The organism is Sphingobium sp. ba1, from assembly GCF_000743655.1.
In the GTDB taxonomy this organism is placed as follows: Bacteria; Pseudomonadota; Alphaproteobacteria; order Sphingomonadales; family Sphingomonadaceae; genus Sphingobium.
Genome location: NZ_JPPQ01000069.1, coordinates 627,617 through 643,485 on the forward strand (window position 1 = coordinate 627,617; position 15,869 = coordinate 643,485).

Here is a 15,869-nt window from a genome sequence, read left to right on the forward strand (position 1 = left end):
GCCATAGCGGGCGTGCCATTCCGTCATCAGGTTGCGGTCCCACGCGCCGAACTTCGTTGAATCGGACGCGCATGCCGTGCCCGCATCTCCCCATACTGCGGCATTGCGGATTGCCAGTGTCGCGTTTGCTACCCGCGCGCACGCCTCCCTCAGCGCTGGCGCGTGGATGAAACGGCGATGGACATGCAGCAATTCCTCGTAACTGACATCGGGTGTTGCGCCAGCGACCCGCTTGAGCCCGGCGTTCGTGCCCAAGCCATAGAGACACAGCAAAAGACGCTGAGCCAAGGCTGCTTTCGACAGGGTAACCCGCGAGGCCGACGTTTCGAAAGCATCCATCAATCCCGTGTCCAGAGCAGCCTCTTTCAACACGTCCAGCAGTCCGGTCATCGGCCAGCGCTGACCGATCTCGCTTTTGATCGAAGCGAGACCCTTCGGTTCGGGCAAGGGCTTGAACGGTGTAATCGATATCCGGTTGTCGCCGCGCCACAGGAGCCGGACCTTGTCGTTTTGTGGAATATTGGCATTGAGGAGCAACAGTTCCCGTTCAAGCTCCTCCCGGATCGAGGCGCAAAACGCCTGCGCATCTGGCGTCAGGCTGAGGCCGGAATAGTACGCATCTCGCCTGATCTCGAAGTCCTTGGGAAGATCGTCATCGGGATTGCGATAGCGATCCGCCCCGACCACCCAGATTTCTTTGGAGCGGATGCGGTCGCGCAGTTGCGTCAGGACGCAAAGCTCATAGCTGATCCGGTTTACCCGCCCATCGTCATCAATGACGGAACTGCGCCATCGCGCTGGAATCACCTCATCGATCGGAACATCCTGCAATGGCACGAAGCGGCATCCGCCATCCACCTTGCTCCTGATCCAGTCGAGGGCCGCCAGGACCGGCCGCCACACCGCGTTGTTCGACCGGAACTCAAGTACGGAAAGCAGGCTTGGCAGCATGCGCCGGTAATGATTGGCCCAGGAACCACGCATCACCTTGTAGATGCGCCGGTCCAGAGCGCCCTTCGCATGGCTCTCCTTGACGATCGCCGCCAGCTTGGCCTTACCGGCGATCGGGAAAATGACATCGCAGATGCGCCCCGACGGTTCATTGATCGAGGCGCTGGCGATCTCGACCAGCAGGCGCTCCTTTCCATAGACCCGCTCGATGTCTTTCGCGATATCGCCCACCACCTTGCGTTTCGAGCGCGTTCCGATCTTGTGAACGGTTTCGATCAGCAGGTCGATCATCGCGTCAGTGAGTTGCGCCTCCCGCGACATTAGATAAATCGCATAAAGGCCGAGCTGTCGCGCCGGCGCATGCCGGCGCATCTCCGAGGCCTTTTCACCGGCAACGCGGCGAACAATCTGATCGACCCATGGCTTGCCCGTAGCCGTCAGGAGATCATGGGGAAGATCAAGTCTCTGGATAAAGGCGAGTTTCTCGGTCACGTCGAGAATGTTGTCGAGCGTTGCCTGTCCGGCGTCACCCTTCATCCTGTTGAATCCGGTCGAGCTGTCCGGATCGGCAAGCGAGGCTTCCAATAACGCCACCGCATCTGACGAAAGCCGATCACTGGCTCCGATCAGCCAGGTGTCCAGATAATCTTGCCGTTGTGAGCGAACGACACGTTCAAGCTCCTTGCGCGACGGCCCATAAATACGCCGGTCCCGGCACCACAGGAAAACATGCTCAAGCATGGCATTGATCGACTGGCCGCCCGGGCACAGCTCGCCAGCAATCCATTCCGTCAATTGCGCGCGATCCACCCGCTTCATGCGGTGATATCCAAGATGGATCAGGATCTCCGCACAATGCCGTCGTGCTGTCCGACTGGAAAAGTCATAACCGGCTATCTCGCCAGCCTCGACACCGAGTTGCTCGGCCAGATACGAGAGGCCATCGGTAGGGATTGAGCCGGGATCGATCGCGAAAAACCCCAGGGAAGCGAAGAATTTCAGCTGCGCGGCGAGGCCAAGGCGCGTCAGGGCCGGCTTCGAATTTACAAAATCAATATCGGCAAAGCTCAGGCTCCATCGTCCGATCAAATCCCCGCCCGGAATACTCCGATCCATCAACCCACTCCCTATGATGGAGCGAACTGTCCTCTTCTATGATTTCCATCGTCAATACCGAATGCCACGTTCCCAAAACGTTCTCCGACTTGGCCAAAATCGCAGCTTGGGGCCGACTGGGCCCAGTAGGTTGGGAGCATATTGCTTTCTCGGGCGATTTCCTCTGGGATCGAGCAGCCGCTTCCGCTGGCCGCAAGGCCCTCAATCTGCCGCCGGATAGCCGCGCCGCCTAAGCGTTCGCTGATTGTTCGCCCTTAGCGTTGTTTAGCGTACCATCCACGCTATGCCCTCTCATACTTACGTCCGCAACGGTACGACATCACTGTTCGCGGCGCTCGATATCGCCACCGGCGCGGTGATCGGCAAGTGCTACAAACGACACCGGGCAACCGAGTTTCTCGACTTCCTCAAGCGGATCGATGCCGAGATGCCCAAGGGACCGGACGTGCACATTGTGATGGACAACTATGCCACTCACAAGACGCCGAAGATCAAGGCCTGGCTGGCGCGTCGTTCGCATTGGCATGTCCACTTCACACCGACATCGGCCTCCTGGATCAATCAGGTCGAGCGCTGGTTTGCCGAATTGACGCGCAAGCAGCTGCAGCGCGGCGTCCACCGATCGACGGCGGAACTTGAAGCCGACATCACGGCATTCATTGCGGCTCACAATGAAAATCCCAAGCCGTACAAATGGGTGAAGTCAGCCGACGAGATCCTCGCCTCGGTCAAACGATACTGCCAAAAAACAATGAACCGAACTTCGGATTCAGGTGACTAGGCCATGCCGACGTGTCGGCGCTTGCTGCACACGTTATGGCAATGGAAGACTAAGCAAGGCCGAGTTGGTTCCAAGTTCTGTACCGTCCGGCAATCTCAGTCGCCTCTCTACACGAGGATGTGCATGTTCGCGTGCCTTGTTATCGGTGACAGCATTGGCGTCGGACTGTCGGGAGCGATCAATAACCGATACGCCAGTGGGTGCGATTCGGTGGTCGAGGCAGGCGCTACCATCGACCAGATACTGGCGTGGCGTAAACCCGCCAGGCTATATGGCACCACCGTCCTCGCCGTCGGATCCAACGATCAGCCGAGCCGACAGCTAACGCTCAAACTGACCAGACTACGCCAAAATATCGCGACAAAACGAGTGATCTGGATGCTGCCCTACTCCCGGGAGCGAGCCTATCTCATAAACTCGATTGCTGTGACGTTCGGCGACGACACGTTGGACATCGCGCGTTTCCGCACGAGCGACCGTGTCCACCCGATCAGCTACGATGAGATCGCGGCTGTTCTCCTGCCGAGGGGCCAACCACGGGGGAGCAGGAAATCCACTGTTGAGTGGTCTCAACGCAGTCGACGATAAAGCATCGACCTAAAACGCTGCATTTCATTCGAGTAAGCTGAGCTTAGTCCTCCATTGCTCCAGATGTTGGAGCGCAGGTCTCAAACCATGCGCCAATGGCCCCAAGCCATAGAGTTGATAGGATTCAGGCGGTGGCGACATCATTCGCGAGACCAGAGATACGCCTTCCAATTCCCGTAGGCGGACCGTGAGCACATTAGCGCTGATTTTCGGTATGGCTCGACGAATGGATGTAAATCGCAGCTCGTCTTTGCTCAGGGCTACCAGGATGTGCAACACCCATCGGGCACTCAATGTATGGAATATCGCGTCGGCCGCCGCAGGGTCTATCGCTTGAAAAAGCTGTCTTTCTGACTCGATGCACATCCAGTTACTTTCTCACCCTAAAAGGCGCACGGCCGGACTGAGTCAGCTACGCCGTTCGCGGTTCCGTCGGGCCCGGCTTGGCGGTGCTTGGAGGGTCGCCGACCCGCTCATGGACAATTGCGGAGGGCGTGCGCGAACGGCGGCGGCGAGCGGCCGAACTTGTGACCACCACTGCCTTGGTACGTCTTCGTCCCAGTGAAGAGCAGATGAGGGAAGGCGCTTTTTGACATCACGATTTGCCGATGCGCGAAGGTCCGATGAGGGACGACTCTGGGGTACCACGACGGATTTCATGTCACGCGATCCGCCAAATCAAGTGAAGCTACTCCCGACAAATCAAAGTACCGCAGTGCAACGCGCCTGATGCGTGCGTCACCGTTCGAATATAATACGCGGCGAAGCGTCCAACCCCTCAGCCTCGGCGCGGCGGAGCTTGCTCTTCGGGCCTCATCGCCTTACCTGCCGCCTCCCCCCGAGCGGGGTTGGAGTCGGAGAAACGAGCCGACCGACCACGTAGCCGCGGAACAAAGGCGGGTACGCGGTCCATATACGCACGATATGCCTGGCCAAATTCCGCGAGCGCCGCCTTCTCCTCATGCCGGGCAAGGCGAATATACATCACCACCAACACCGGAAACATGGCGAGCGTCAGTAACGTCGGCCATTGCAGCAGAAATCCGAGCATCACGAGGATGAACCCGATATATTGCGGATGGCGAACCTTGGCATAGATTCCCGTCGTTGCGGGCTTGTGAACGCGCTGGGCTGCGTGAAGCGGCGCCCATCCGGCCGAGATCAGCCAGAAGCCCGCGCCGATCAGCACGAAGCTGGCAAGATGGAACGGGCCAAAATGTGGGTTGACCCTCCAGCCGAACATCATCTCGAGCAGATGGCATCGTGGCTCCACCAGTCGAGGCCGGGGAAATGCGACTGGAGCCAACCCGAGAGCAAGAAGATGGTGAGCGGGAAGCCATACATTTCGGCGAAGAGTGCAACGATGAATGCGCTGAATGCGCCGAAGCTGCGCCAGTCGCGCCCGGTGGCGGGTTTGAAGAAGCTGTACGCGAATAGGATGAACACGGAGGCGTTGACCAGCGCCAGCCCCCAAAGACCATAGCCATAATCGGTATGCGTCATCGCGGCCCCCCTTCCACGCGCTCGTTCGAATTCGCAGGCAGTCCGGTCGGGACAGCACCCGGCATCTGGTCATGGCCATGCTGATGGCCGCCATGACCGTGATGCATGAACAGGTGCATGAGCGGACAGGCGAGCAGGATCAGATAGGGCAACACACCCAGGAAATGTGCGGTGTGCTCGGTGATGAGGAAAAAGCCCGCGACTAGCAGGAAGCCGATCAAAACGATCTTTCCACGCTTGCGCATGCGATGGTCATGCCCGTCCACATGCCGCTCTTCTCTCGCCAATGTCTTGCGAGCATAGATCCGAGTCCCGGGAGCAAGGTATAAGTAGAGACCGAAGTCCGTCATTCGCCCAAGAAGGCGATGCCGGCTGGTTCACAAACCTCACCATCCCTATCGGCGTTACGCAGTGGTCATGACGCGGCCGTCATTCTGCGGCTTTTGCGTATAGGCGTGCGCTGGTCGTCCACCAATGCTGCGCTAAGGACAATAAGCGTGAGAGGCAGGCCAGAGTTCATGCACAAGAAAAGGAAAAAGCATCATTCCCGCGGCCATGTCGGGGTGAACCTGCTCGAACGGGAAGCAAGGATCGACCTCGCCACGCGACCTGCCGACGGCCTTGGCGTCGCGTTCCTCGGCGCATCGGAAACGGTGACAGGGTCGCGCTATCTGGTGGACGACGGCGATACGCAGGTCGTGGTCGATTCCGGCCTGTTCCAGGGTCCGAGGGATTTGCGCCGCCTCAATTGGGCGCCGATCGCGCCCGAGGTTGCCGATGTCGGCCTGTTGCTGCTGACGCACGCGCATCTTGATCATTCCGGCGCGCTGCCACGCATGGCGCGCCTTGACTGGGACGGGACCGTCCTCAGCACCCGGGCGACCGAAGCTTTGTGCGAGCTTCTGCTCCCCGACAGCGGGCACCTCCAGGAAAAGGATGCGGAGTTCGCCAATCGCCACGGCTTTTCCAGGCACCAGCCCGCGCTGCCGCTCTACACGCAGGCTGACGCCCGCCTTGCGCTGCAGCTGTTCCGCACGGTCGAGTTCGGGGCGTGGCACCCGATCGCGGACGGCATCAGGGCGCGCTATCATCGCGCCGGCCACATCCTCGGCGCCGCCTCGATCGAGATCGATTGGAAGGGCCGCACGATCCTCTTCTCAGGTGATGTCGGGCGCTATGGCGACGCAGTCATGAAGGATCCCGAGCCACCTGCCCGTGCCGATTATGTCCTCGTGGAATCCACCTATGGCGATCGCCGCCACGAACAGGTCGATCCGACCAAGACCCTGGGGGACCATGTCGAACGGTGCGTCAAGCGTGGCGGGACCGTGGTGATCCCCGCCTTCGCCGTGGGCCGCGTCCAGTCCCTGCTCTACCATTTTTCCCGGCTGCGCGCCGAAGGCCGTCTGCGCGACGTCCCGATCTTCCTCGACAGCCCGCTGGCGATCAACGCGAGCGGGCTGATGTGCGATTTCATGGACGAGCATCGCCTGACACGCGCCGAGTGTGAAGCGGCGTGCGGGGTCGCGCACTATGTGCGCGAAGTGGAAGAATCCAAAGAACTCACCGCCAACCCCGCCCCTAAGGTCATCATCTCGGCCAGTGGAATGGCGACGGGCGGCCGCGTGCTCCACCATCTCAAGCGCTTCGCGCCGGATGGGAAGAACCTCATCCTCTTCTCGGGCTTCCAGGCGGCGGGCACCCGCGGCGCCGCCATGATCGGAGGCGCCCGGACGATCAAGATCCACGGTGAGTATATCCCGGTCGAAGCCGAGGTCGCCAACCTGACGATGCTCTCGGCCCATGCCGACAGTGACGAGCTGATGCGCTGGCTCGGGTCTCTGCACGAGGCCCCACGCCATGTCTATGTCACCCATGGCGAGCCGACCGGCGCCCAGGTTCTGGCAAAGCGCGTCTCGGAGGAGCTGGGCTGGGCATGCAGCGTACCGGCGCTGGGTAGCTGGGGCATGCTCGCATGAAGCCCGGGATTATCGAGGACGCCGAAGCAGAGCCTGTCGCGACGACGCTGCGGGCACACCGCATCGGCCTGTCGGCCGCCGGAAGCGATCAGATCGCGGTCATGCGCCACGACTGTCTGGTCTGCCGCTCGGAAGGTCTCGCGTCGCGCGCGCAAGTTGCGCTGCGCGCCGGCGGGCGGGAAATCGTCGTCTCGCTGCTGCATAGTTCCGCGGAGGCTCCAGCGCCAGGCGAGATCGGCCTGTCCGAATCCGCTTGGCAGCGGCTCGGCGTCAGTGACGGCGATCCGGTCGAGATCGCGCACGCCCAGCCTCTCGCCTCGCTCAGCGACGTGCGTCGGCGCGTCTATGGCAATCGGCTTTCCGATGGGGCTTTTTCAGCGATCATCACCGACATCGCCGAGCGACGCTATAGCGATGTCCATCTCTCGGCGTTCGTCACGGCCTGCTCAGCGGTCCCGCTCGATACGGACGAAACGATCAGCCTGACCAGGGCGATGGTCGATGTCGGCGAGCGATTGCAGTGGCCCGGAGAGGTCATCGTCGACAAGCATAGCGTCGGTGGATTGCCGGGCAATCGCACCACGCCGATCATCGTCTCGATCATGGCCGCCGAGGGCCTCATCATGCCGAAGACATCGTCGCGGGCGATCACCTCGCCGGCCGGCACGGCGGACACGATGGAGGTGCTGGCCCCTGTCGACCTCGACGTTTCCGCAATCCGCAAAGTGGTCGAGCGCGAAGGCGGCTGCATCGCCTGGGGCGGCGCCGTTAATCTCAGTCCGGCCGACGATGTGATCATCGGCGTGGAACGGGTGCTCGATATCGATGCCGTCGGGCAGATGGTCGCCTCGGTGCTGTCCAAGAAAATCGCGGCCGGTGCGACCCATCTGGTCATCGACATCCCGGTTGGGCCGACGGCGAAGGTACGCGGCGCCGATGCCGCCGACACGCTCGAGCGCGCGCTGAGCTCGGTCGCCCAAGCCTTCGGGCTTCGCACGCGCGTGATGCGCGGCCCCGGCGCGGAGCCGATCGGACGGGGCATCGGCCCGGCGCTCGAGGCGCAGGACATCCTTGGCGTGCTCCAGGGTCAGGTGGGCGTCGAAGATCTCGCACACCGGGCCTGCGAGCTGGCGGGAGGACTCCTCGAGCTCACCGAGGCGGCATCCGCCGGCAAAGGCTATGCGCGGGCGCTCGAGTGCCTCGAAAGCGGCCGGGCCTGGGCCAAGTTCCAACGTATCTGCGAAGCGCAGGGCGGCATGCGAGCTCCTCCGGTCGCTCGGTTTCAGCAGGACATGATCGCTCCCCATCGCGGCCGCCTGATGAGTATCGACAACCGCAAGCTTGCGACGGTCGCGAAGCTCGCCGGCGCGCCGATGGCCAAGGCCGCCGGCGTCGCGCTGCAGTGTCGGCTGAACCAGATGGTGGATGCCGGGGCTCCCTTGTGCACCATCCATGCCGAGAGTCCGGGCGAGCTCGACTATGCGGCGGCCTATGCGGTGAGCGACGGGCCGATCTTCGGGATTGAAGCGCTATGAACCGGCCCGTGCTGTTCGCGCTGCCAGGCAGCGAGGCCTTGGCACAGCCGCTATTCGCCGCGCTCGATGCAGAAGTCGGCACGATCGAGCATCGTCAGTTTCCTGACGGGGAAACCTATCTCAGGGTCGTAAACGACGTCAGCGACCGCGAGGTCATCCTGCTGTCCAGTCTCGATCATCCGGACGCCAAGCTGTTGCCGCTCCTGTTCGCAGCCGACACGGCGCGCGAGCTGGGCGCACGCCGGATCGGGCTCGTCGCCCCCTATCTCGCTTACATGCGTCAGGACATACGCTTCCATCCCGGCGAGGCGGTGACGTCGCGAACCTTTGCCGCGATCCTGTCCCGCCATCTCGACTGGCTGGTGACGGTCGATCCGCATCTCCATCGCTATCATGCGCTGTCGGAAATCTACCGCATCCCGACCCAGATTGTTCATGCCGCGCCGCTTCTGGCCTCGTGGATCAAGCGCAATGTCGCTCGTCCGCTGATCATCGGTCCGGACCTGGAAAGCGAACAGTGGGTCTCGCAGGTGGCGGCCGATGCGGATGCTCCGTTTCTCGTGTGCGAGAAAATCCGGTCTGGCGACCGTGACGTCACCATCTCGATTCCGAATGCCCCAGCTTTTCTCGATCGCCAGCCAGTGCTGGTCGACGATATCGCCTCGTCCGGCCGGACCCTCGCCGAGGCGGCGCGCCAGCTGGTCGGCATGGGGTTCGCGCGACCGCATTGCGTGGTCGTGCATCCGCTTTTTGCCGGCGATGCGGCGCACGTTCTGGGTGAGCTTGTCGAGAGGATCGTCAGCACGAACGCTGTTGCACATACCTCGAATAAAATCGACGTGATGCCGGCGATTGCGGAGGCCGTTCGCCACGGAATTTAATCGGTGTACTGCGCGTTAGTTCTTTAGTGCTCAATGCACGAAGAAAACGAGCGCCCGGCAAGCGCTGGGCGCATCCTCATCCATTGACCCTAAGTAAGTCCGAACCAATCTTCTGGGAACTCCCTTTTCGGAGAGAGTCGCGGCAGGAAAGGAGGATATGTCATGTCGCACACACGCTCGTTCCTTGATCCCTTCATCGTTGCTCGGCACCCACAGCTTGAGCCCGAAGTGAAGCGCGCCATCCTCGCCTCCTGGGCGTCCGATCGCTCGGCCGTCGAGGGCCAACCGGCCCTCCGTCGCCCACCAGGCGCCAGCAGCCCGGTGCCGGTCGACGATGTGATGGCAGCGCTGCGCTGGCTCGATCGCGCTGAGCGCGGCGCGGGCGACCGGCATATATCGCCCGGTTCAGAGACCCGGCAATGAGCCGCAGCGCGTTGCGGCGCTGGCGTGAACGGGGCAGCCGGACCGTCACGGTCTTGCTGCCCTTTGCCGACATCATGGAGATTGCGCTCGCGCTGCTGTCGCTCTCTCCGGATGAACTGGCGCGGCTCGATTGGAGCTTCGCCGATCGCAAGCGCCTGCTCGATCATCTCCTGCAGTCGGGCAAGCAGGCGCAGTCAGTGGACCGGGACAAGCTCGACCAGACATTGCTACGCCTCGCGCTTCCCGCGCGCGACGTGCGACGCCTGAAACGCTTTGCGCAGCGCGAACTTCCAAAAACGGCTACGAACGCGGCCGTGATCGAACGGCTGAGCACCGTGATCGAGGCTGCCGAGCCGGAGAGGCTCTAGCGCGGCTGTTCTATGACGCCACGCCCGCCGCATGCTCCCGGAGCGCCCGCGCGCGTGCGTCATAGGCGCGCGCGAGCTGCGCGTGAACGATGATCGCCTCTGGCATCGCCGCAGTCTCGGCCGCCGCCCACTCCTGAGCCGCGCGCCTCATGTAATAGTCCAGATCGTCGTCGACACTTCTCAAACCCGTCAACCTCCTAGAAGGCCCGGCTACGCGCCGAGCCGGAATACCAGTCCTGTCGAACGGCAATAGCGCTCGGCCGCATCACGATCGTGAAATCGCAGCTCGACATGGGCAAGAGGATCGCGCCCGCCGCTCCATCCCGTCAACGGTTCGACAAAGGGGAGACAGCGCGGCTCGAAGCGGACGCCGCCACTGGCCGCGCCGGTCCCGCCCGCGGGAAGCCGGTTCTCCTGCCGGCTCCAGGGGATCAAATCACGGAGCGCCATGACGGTTATCTCCTTGTCTGGCTAGAGTTGGAGCATGACCCGCCGGCCACCGCCCCCACGGGGACGGCGCCGGCGAGCCGATTATGATCGCGATCAGGCCGCCTGGGCGTCCTTGGGTGCCTCGATGCGGTCATTAGCGGCGTTCGCACCGCCGCTGATCTCGATCTTGCGCGGTTTCATCGCTTCGGGAACGACCCGCTTGAGCTGGATGCTCAGCAAGCCATACTCGAATGTCGCCTCGCCGGCCTCGATGAAGTCGGCAAGCTGGAATCGCCGCTCGAACGAACAGGTCGCGATGCCGCGATGCAGATAGTCGGCCTCGTCCTCATCCTCGGCGCGTTGGCCGGCGACGGTGAGCTGATTCTGCTGGGCAACGACCTCGATTTCGTTCGGTCGGAAGCCGGCGACGGCCAGCGTTATGCGATAGCTGTCCTCGCCGTCCCTCACGATGTCGAACGGTGGAAAGCCATCATCCTCGCGCTGACCCGCTTCGAGCATGTTGAACAAGCGGTCGAAGCCAACGGTGGAACGCCGATACGGCGCAAAGTCAAACGTGCTTCTCATTTCCAAATCCTCCTAGGGAAGCGATCTGGGCATGAGATGCGCCGGGAAGAGCCGGCGCCCTCCATGTCCACCGGACCCGAACACGGCGCCCGGCAACTTTAATTAGTAAAGCGCCACGCGGTTTCAAGAAGGACTGTCGATAGGCATGGATGGCGCATCCCCTAGCGCACGAGATGCGCCCCTACCAAGTCGGGCTGACAGCGCCCGTGAACGGGATTTCAATGTCGGTTTCTCAACCGGGCAGTGCCCCAACCAACCGCAAGGCGAGACGCGCGACGATGACGATCACGGACCATATCGCACGACAACGCGCCCTGCCCGTCAACTGGGCCGCCCCGAAGCAGTCGCTGCGATCACGATCGAATGGGCGCTTGGCAGCGCCGACGACACCGAAACCGTGATGAGGGCCACTCTCGACACATTGACGCCGGCAGCGCGCGAGACATTCGTGCTGAATAAAGTCAGCGGCCAAAGCTACGCCGAGATTGCGCGCAGCGTGGGCAGGTTTCCAGTGGGTTGTCCGCCGCAGGATGCTGGCGGCGATCCGGCGCATCGCGCAAGGCCCGCACAGCTTCGAAATATGGCTACGCATGCGTTGCCAGTAAAAGGCCGTGCCCGGCCACATTTCGCCTAGCTATCGGCTTCCACAGCCAGAATTTCGGGCTGCATCAGCAAAAGATGCGCGCTGATCTTCAATCCCGTGGCGATGCGCTCGATATTGTCGATCGAAACATTGCGCTCGCCGCGCTCAATCCCGCCGAAATAGGTGCGATCCATCTCGATATCATAGGCGAAGACCTGTTGGCTGACACCAAGGGCTTTCCGGTATCGGCGGATATTCGCTGCAACGGTAGCACGTAAACATCCAGGATCGGCGCGTTTCACCCTTCATGAATCGCCTGCAAGATGGTTATAAGGCGACGGGTTTTAAGTATCATTTTTCGGACCGCTGCTAAGTTGAAAGATTCGCCGAGTTTGGAAAACGCGCATGAACAGCCATTTGCCTGTCGGCCGATTGGCCGGGTATCTTGAAGCTCTTTCGCGAGAGAAAATCTGGCTCGCGATCGTCGCCGCCACCGGGGCCCTCGCAGCGCTCGACCACGCCGTGCCCACCGTCGGGTTCGCGCGCCTCTATATGCCGATCATCTGTGGATCCGCATGGGGCCTTGGCGCGCGCGAGGGCTATTCCGTCGCAGTGTTTGCAGCGATCCTGGCCGTCATGCCTGGCCTGCAGGTAGGGCCTCCGACAGGCCCGAGCATTTTTGGCCCTATCGCCGAAGGCCAGAGCTTCGCACAGGACATCCACGCCCGCCTGAGGACTGTTCTGGCAGGCCCGCCTTATCCGGTGACGTGCAGCATGGGGGCGGTGCTGATCCCTTCCGATGCCCCGCGCAACGCTGACGAATTGATGCACCTTGCCGGTCAGGCAACGTATCGCGCCAGGCAGACGGGTAAGAATGCCGTCGAGATCGCCAGGGCCGGCGATCCGCCAGCGCTCAGGCCGGTGTTGGCCACGGCCTGCCTCCGCAAGGGCAGGACATGAAAGATCTGGCTTCGCTTCGCCGGCGTGCCATCGCCCTCATGCGCGAAGCTATCGCGATGCTCGACGAGGCGAGAGAGCATCGCGCGGCGAACCATTTGCAGGCGGCGATCGATGCCGCTGAAAGGGTTTCCCCGATGAAGCCGGGTGACACGCTGCCGGACGACAGCATCGACACGCCAGAATCCACGTCGCAGCTTGCCGCCGATCCTGCGTTGGTACGCGCGATCGGCGGCGCGCTGGCGATGTTCGCCACGCTGATGGCGCGCCAGGGCGGCGCTCCGGTCGATGAAGTTGCCCGCCTCCTTGGTATCTACGCGGCCGCGACCAACGAGAGATCGGACGATGAGGGGCTGCTTATCGCGTGTTGGAGCGCTATCCTCCGCGACGTCGCGGAGGCACAGCGCGGGGAGACTTAGGACGCCAAGGGGGGTGTAGAGGAACCAGTCTGATGGAGAAACCGCAAGGTCCGGCGCTGGACTATAGTGTTGCTCTGGTTGTCGAGGATGAACCGCTCGTGCGCGTCTTCGCGACCAAAATTCTCAGGATGCGGGATACCGCGTGTTCGAGGCGTGCGACGCACAAGACGCGCTCACAATTCTTGAAGAGCGCCAAGACATTCGGATCGTCATGACCGATATTGAAATGCCCGGCGACATGGATGGCCTGGCGCTCGCCAGCACGATCCGGGAGCGCTGGCCCGAAACGGTCGTTCTCGTAAATTCAGGCCGCGTCCGACCTGAACCGGAAGCATTACCCGACCGTGCGGGCTTTATCGCCAAGCCCTATCGCGCCGCCGAGTTGCTACACCAGCTTGACGTGCTGATGGAGGAGCATGGCGTTCCGATTCTTTCGGATGGCGATATTCTTGAGGCATGGCACGCAGCCGAGCTAGCGCATGCGCAGGCGGATGCACTCGACAAGCCCGTCACGCTGGCGCACGCCATCGCGGCCGAACAAGCAGCGATCCAGCGCTTTGGCGTCGGATCTCATGCGGCCGCCTATGACGCGCGGTATCCCGATGCGCCGGAGCCGCGCCGATAGGTCAATTGGTCTCCCGGCGACAAACAGGTTGCCGCCGGGAGTGGTCAGCCGCACACGCTGGAGGGCCGCAGCGCGTCATAAGCGCAAACCTATCGCTATGCACCTTCCGAGAGAATGAAACTCGTCGGATTACGCATTGGGTGCGATAGACTGCCGTTTAAAAGAAGGGGGGTCGATGGGGTGCGGCGCCTATGTTCACTGTCGCACACGTCCGGCACGACGGTCTCGGGAAACGTCAAAGGGTGCGTCCGGTACGTCCTTGGGATAGCGAATGACTGGCCGCTCACAATTTTCTCGCATGTGTACTGTTTCCAATTTTTGTCCGGACCTGAGGATTGGTCAGCGACGTCAGATTCTCGGCCTAGAACGGCTCCTATGTCCCCAGCAGGTGCCCGAGCTTTGCGGCTCTGAAGTCGAGCCCGACAGACGCACTTTTGGGCCTCACGCCCCTTTTTGCAGGTAGCGCGTTCAGCCCCGTTGAGGGCGTGTACGTTTTCGGCCGCCGCGTTTTGGGGCGCCCCCCTTCCAGGAGACCAGACGGAGGTGCCCGAACTCCAGTGGTAAGAGCCGCCGTATCGGGGCGATGTCGAGCACCTGCGCCGTTGGAACTGCTGCGGCAATATTTCGGCCTTGACCTTGGACCATGGTCCTGCCCGTAAGAGGCCTCCCCAATAGCGGTGCCTTTGCGGCGCGGCACTCCAGATCGATCCGAGGAGTATGGGGAACAAGCGCGTCGTTCACATCGTCGATGACGAAGAGACAATCCGAAAGGCACTGCGATTCACGTTGCGTACCGCCGGCTTCGCCGTCGAGGCCTACGCTTCGGGGCCGGAGTTTCTGTCGGCCGCGGGTGACGCTAAGAAAGGCTGCGTGATCCTCGACATGCACATGCCGGACATGGACGGCCTTCAGGTCCAGGTGGAGCTGACGCGACGCGGGATTGATATGCCTGTCGTCATGCTCACCGGCAATGGCGATCCCACGCTCGCCGTGCAGGCAATGCAGGCGGGCGCTGCCGACTTTCTCGCCAAACCGGTCGAAAAGGCCGCATTGCTTGGCGCGATCGACCGCGCCTTCAGCTCGCTGGAGAATATAACCGGGCGTGCCGCAGAACAGGCCGACGCGCTGTCGAAAGCCGCGAGACTGACGCAGCGCGAACGGGCCGTTCTTAGAGGGATTGCGCGAGGCTATCCCAATAGCTTTATCGCAGATGAACTCGGTACCACGCCGCGCACGGTCGAGCTGGATCGAGCCAGCCTGATGGTCAAACTGGGAGCCCAAAGTTTGCCCGACTTGCTACGGATCGCGTTTGCTGTGGACCTGAACGGATCGCCTGAGGACGATCGCCATTAGGCTTCACCATCCTGCGACATCGGACGTTATGCGGATCGGCCCGTGGCGAGTTCGGCAATGATCGGACAATCCGGCCGCGCGTCGCCGTGGCAGCGTTCGGCGAGATCGACCAGCGTGTCGCGCAGCGCCGTCAGCGCTGCCGCCTTGCGCTCGAATTCCTCGGCACGGGCCAGCGCAAGCCGCTTCACCTCGCCACTCGCGCGACCCGTATCCGCCCAAAGGCCGAGCAAAGTGCGGATCTCCTCGATCGGAAACCCCAGATCGCGCGCATTGGCGATGAACCGCAGGCGATGAAGATCGCGCTCGTCATAGTCGCGATAGCCCGCACCCCGGCGCGGCGGCGCCGGGATGAGGCCTATCTTCTCATAATGGCGGATCATCCGCTCCGAGACGCCGCTCCGCCGAGACGTCTCGCCGATGTTCACAGCGCCTTCCGGTTGAGTCGCAGCGCGTTGGTGACCACGCTGACCGAGGAGAGCGCCATGGCGGCGGCCGCGATGATCGGCGAGAGCAGGATGCCGAACAGCGGATAGAGCGCGCCCGCCGCCACCGGCACGCCCGCGACATTGTAGATGAAGGCGAAGACGAGGTTCTGGCGGATGTTCGACATGGTCGCCTGGCTGAGCTTACGCGCCCGGACGATGCCGGTGAGGTCGCCCTTGAGCAGGGTCACGCCCGCGCTCTCGATGGCGACGTCGGTGCCCGAGCCCATGGCGATGCCGACATCGGCGGCGGCCAGCGCGGGGGCGTCGTTGACACCGTCGCCGGCCATGGCGACCACCCGCCCCTCGCG

21 protein-coding genes and 1 pseudogene are annotated in these 15,869 nt (G+C 62.4%); 11 read left to right on the forward strand and 11 right to left on the reverse strand.

Annotation, left to right across the window (positions count from 1 at the left end; genetic code table 11):
• The coding region (locus IL54_RS22740) for a Tn3 family transposase (RefSeq protein WP_076605550.1) at window positions 1-2,067 on the reverse strand (2,067 nt) is incomplete at its 3' end.
• Window positions 2,068-2,356: 289 nt separating this feature from the next.
• Between IL54_RS22740 and IL54_RS06030 the strand changes: the two are divergent.
• Window positions 2,357-2,848: pseudogene (locus IL54_RS06030) on the forward strand (IS630 family transposase); the annotation flags it as partial.
• A gap of 612 nt (window positions 2,849-3,460) precedes the next feature.
• On the opposite strand, the gene IL54_RS25825 reads toward IL54_RS06030, so the two are convergent.
• The 4 genes from IL54_RS25825 to IL54_RS06045 all read right to left on the reverse strand — a co-directional run bounded on the left by IL54_RS25825 (window position 3,461) and on the right by IL54_RS06045 (window position 5,184).
• Entirely contained in the window at window positions 3,461-3,802 is a 342-nt protein-coding gene (locus IL54_RS25825; protein WP_076605463.1) for a winged helix-turn-helix transcriptional regulator, read from the reverse strand.
• A 412-nt stretch (window positions 3,803-4,214) separates the two neighbouring features.
• Complete coding sequence (locus tag IL54_RS25830) at window positions 4,215-4,682, reverse strand: methyltransferase family protein (protein ID WP_443210430.1); 468 nt, start codon at window positions 4,680-4,682, stop codon at window positions 4,215-4,217.
• Entirely contained in the window at window positions 4,679-4,939 is a 261-nt protein-coding gene (locus tag IL54_RS25835) for a hypothetical protein (protein ID WP_443210432.1), read from the reverse strand. The genes IL54_RS25830 and IL54_RS25835 overlap by 4 nt, the downstream gene beginning before the upstream one ends.
• Entirely contained in the window at window positions 4,936-5,184 is a 249-nt protein-coding gene (locus tag IL54_RS06045) for a DUF2933 domain-containing protein (protein ID WP_037477917.1), read from the reverse strand. Before IL54_RS06045 ends, IL54_RS25835 begins: the two co-directional genes overlap by 4 nt.
• Before the next feature lie 273 nt (window positions 5,185-5,457).
• On the opposite strand from IL54_RS06045, the gene IL54_RS06050 reads away from it, so the two are divergent.
• The 5 genes from IL54_RS06050 to IL54_RS06070 all read left to right on the forward strand — a co-directional run bounded on the left by IL54_RS06050 (window position 5,458) and on the right by IL54_RS06070 (window position 10,125).
• Entirely contained in the window at window positions 5,458-6,918 is a 1,461-nt protein-coding gene (locus IL54_RS06050) for an MBL fold metallo-hydrolase RNA specificity domain-containing protein (RefSeq protein ID WP_193378818.1), read from the forward strand.
• Window positions 6,915-8,453 (forward strand): thymidine phosphorylase family protein, encoded by a 1,539-nt coding sequence (locus IL54_RS06055; RefSeq protein ID WP_037474025.1) that lies wholly within the window; start codon window positions 6,915-6,917, stop codon window positions 8,451-8,453. Before IL54_RS06050 ends, IL54_RS06055 begins: the two co-directional genes overlap by 4 nt.
• Entirely contained in the window at window positions 8,450-9,334 is an 885-nt protein-coding gene (locus IL54_RS06060) for a ribose-phosphate pyrophosphokinase (RefSeq protein ID WP_037474028.1), read from the forward strand. Before IL54_RS06055 ends, IL54_RS06060 begins: the two co-directional genes overlap by 4 nt.
• 162 nt (window positions 9,335-9,496) lie before the next feature.
• Window positions 9,497-9,757, forward strand: a complete 261-nt coding sequence (locus IL54_RS06065) for a hypothetical protein (RefSeq protein WP_052027568.1) — start codon at window positions 9,497-9,499, stop codon at window positions 9,755-9,757.
• On the forward strand, window positions 9,754-10,125 hold the full coding sequence (locus IL54_RS06070; protein ID WP_037474030.1) for a hypothetical protein: 372 nt from the start codon (window positions 9,754-9,756) through the stop codon (window positions 10,123-10,125). The genes IL54_RS06065 and IL54_RS06070 overlap by 4 nt, the downstream gene beginning before the upstream one ends.
• Before the next feature lie 10 nt (window positions 10,126-10,135).
• Here IL54_RS06070 and IL54_RS06075 read toward each other — a convergent pair whose 3' ends face one another.
• The 3 genes from IL54_RS06075 to IL54_RS06080 form a co-directional block, all read right to left on the reverse strand.
• The gene (locus IL54_RS06075; protein WP_037474033.1) at window positions 10,136-10,318 is read right to left on the reverse strand and encodes a hypothetical protein; all 183 of its coding nucleotides are present in this window, start codon (window positions 10,316-10,318) and stop codon (window positions 10,136-10,138) included.
• A 17-nt stretch (window positions 10,319-10,335) separates the two neighbouring features.
• The gene (locus tag IL54_RS22140; RefSeq protein WP_052027569.1) at window positions 10,336-10,575 is read right to left on the reverse strand and encodes an NADH dehydrogenase ubiquinone Fe-S protein 4; all 240 of its coding nucleotides are present in this window, start codon (window positions 10,573-10,575) and stop codon (window positions 10,336-10,338) included.
• A gap of 93 nt (window positions 10,576-10,668) precedes the next feature.
• Window positions 10,669-11,139 (reverse strand): Hsp20 family protein, encoded by a 471-nt coding sequence (locus tag IL54_RS06080; RefSeq protein WP_037474036.1) that lies wholly within the window; start codon window positions 11,137-11,139, stop codon window positions 10,669-10,671.
• A 145-nt stretch (window positions 11,140-11,284) separates the two neighbouring features.
• Here IL54_RS06080 and IL54_RS23985 point away from each other — a divergent pair, with 145 nt between their 5' ends.
• Window positions 11,285-11,773: a hypothetical protein gene (locus IL54_RS23985; RefSeq protein ID WP_137863633.1), complete on the forward strand. Its 489-nt coding sequence runs from the start codon at window positions 11,285-11,287 to the stop codon at window positions 11,771-11,773.
• On the opposite strand, the gene IL54_RS06085 is transcribed toward IL54_RS23985, so the two are convergent.
• Window positions 11,770-12,024 carry a helix-turn-helix domain-containing protein gene (locus IL54_RS06085; RefSeq protein ID WP_037474038.1) on the reverse strand — a complete coding sequence of 85 codons (255 nt, stop codon included), beginning with the start codon at window positions 12,022-12,024 and terminating at the stop codon, window positions 11,770-11,772. The genes IL54_RS23985 and IL54_RS06085 overlap by 4 nt on opposite strands.
• A gap of 103 nt (window positions 12,025-12,127) precedes the next feature.
• On the opposite strand from IL54_RS06085, the gene IL54_RS06090 reads away from it, so the two are divergent.
• From IL54_RS06090 to IL54_RS06105, 4 genes are all read left to right on the forward strand, one after another.
• Window positions 12,128-12,682, forward strand: a complete 555-nt coding sequence (locus tag IL54_RS06090; RefSeq protein WP_037474040.1) for a diguanylate cyclase domain-containing protein — start codon at window positions 12,128-12,130, stop codon at window positions 12,680-12,682.
• Window positions 12,679-13,098 carry a hypothetical protein gene (locus tag IL54_RS06095; protein WP_037474043.1) on the forward strand — a complete coding sequence of 140 codons (420 nt, stop codon included), beginning with the start codon at window positions 12,679-12,681 and terminating at the stop codon, window positions 13,096-13,098. Before IL54_RS06090 ends, IL54_RS06095 begins: the two co-directional genes overlap by 4 nt.
• A gap of 142 nt (window positions 13,099-13,240) precedes the next feature.
• The gene (locus IL54_RS22750; protein ID WP_076605464.1) at window positions 13,241-13,723 is read left to right on the forward strand and encodes a response regulator; all 483 of its coding nucleotides are present in this window, start codon (window positions 13,241-13,243) and stop codon (window positions 13,721-13,723) included.
• Window positions 13,724-14,440: 717 nt separating this feature from the next.
• Window positions 14,441-15,076 carry a response regulator transcription factor gene (locus IL54_RS06105; RefSeq protein ID WP_021235673.1) on the forward strand — a complete coding sequence of 212 codons (636 nt, stop codon included), beginning with the start codon at window positions 14,441-14,443 and terminating at the stop codon, window positions 15,074-15,076.
• A gap of 26 nt (window positions 15,077-15,102) precedes the next feature.
• Here IL54_RS06105 and cueR read toward each other — a convergent pair whose 3' ends face one another.
• Together cueR and IL54_RS06115 are read right to left on the reverse strand one after the other, a co-directional pair.
• On the reverse strand, window positions 15,103-15,501 hold the full coding sequence (gene cueR / locus IL54_RS06110) for a Cu(I)-responsive transcriptional regulator (RefSeq protein WP_020820526.1): 399 nt from the start codon (window positions 15,499-15,501) through the stop codon (window positions 15,103-15,105).
• Window positions 15,498-15,869: HAD-IC family P-type ATPase (locus IL54_RS06115; protein WP_193378819.1), on the reverse strand; the 372-nt coding region annotated here is incomplete at its 5' end. The genes cueR and IL54_RS06115, both read right to left, overlap by 4 nt.

What these genes read in the sequence shown, in the direction of transcription:
- IL54_RS06050 (WP_193378818.1), top strand. Translation starts at nt 5,458, where the DNA reads ATGCACAAGAAAAGGAAAAAGCATCATTCCCGCGGCCATGTCGGGGTG.
- IL54_RS22140 (WP_052027569.1), bottom strand. Translation starts at nt 10,575, where the DNA reads ATGGCGCTCCGTGATTTGATCCCCTGGAGCCGGCAGGAGAACCGGCTT.
- IL54_RS23985 (WP_137863633.1), top strand. Translation starts at nt 11,285, where the DNA reads ATGGATGGCGCATCCCCTAGCGCACGAGATGCGCCCCTACCAAGTCGG.
- IL54_RS25835 (WP_443210432.1), bottom strand. Translation starts at nt 4,939, where the DNA reads ATGACGCATACCGATTATGGCTATGGTCTTTGGGGGCTGGCGCTGGTC.
- IL54_RS06090 (WP_037474040.1), top strand. Translation starts at nt 12,128, where the DNA reads ATGAACAGCCATTTGCCTGTCGGCCGATTGGCCGGGTATCTTGAAGCT.
- IL54_RS25825 (WP_076605463.1), bottom strand. Translation starts at nt 3,802, where the DNA reads ATGTGCATCGAGTCAGAAAGACAGCTTTTTCAAGCGATAGACCCTGCG.
- IL54_RS06095 (WP_037474043.1), top strand. Translation starts at nt 12,679, where the DNA reads ATGAAAGATCTGGCTTCGCTTCGCCGGCGTGCCATCGCCCTCATGCGC.
- IL54_RS06105 (WP_021235673.1), top strand. Translation starts at nt 14,441, where the DNA reads ATGGGGAACAAGCGCGTCGTTCACATCGTCGATGACGAAGAGACAATC.
- IL54_RS06060 (WP_037474028.1), top strand. Translation starts at nt 8,450, where the DNA reads ATGAACCGGCCCGTGCTGTTCGCGCTGCCAGGCAGCGAGGCCTTGGCA.
- IL54_RS06070 (WP_037474030.1), top strand. Translation starts at nt 9,754, where the DNA reads ATGAGCCGCAGCGCGTTGCGGCGCTGGCGTGAACGGGGCAGCCGGACC.
- IL54_RS06080 (WP_037474036.1), bottom strand. Translation starts at nt 11,139, where the DNA reads ATGAGAAGCACGTTTGACTTTGCGCCGTATCGGCGTTCCACCGTTGGC.
- IL54_RS06055 (WP_037474025.1), top strand. Translation starts at nt 6,915, where the DNA reads ATGAAGCCCGGGATTATCGAGGACGCCGAAGCAGAGCCTGTCGCGACG.
- IL54_RS06045 (WP_037477917.1), bottom strand. Translation starts at nt 5,184, where the DNA reads ATGCGCAAGCGTGGAAAGATCGTTTTGATCGGCTTCCTGCTAGTCGCG.
- IL54_RS06065 (WP_052027568.1), top strand. Translation starts at nt 9,497, where the DNA reads ATGTCGCACACACGCTCGTTCCTTGATCCCTTCATCGTTGCTCGGCAC.
- IL54_RS25830 (WP_443210430.1), bottom strand. Translation starts at nt 4,682, where the DNA reads ATGATGTTCGGCTGGAGGGTCAACCCACATTTTGGCCCGTTCCATCTT.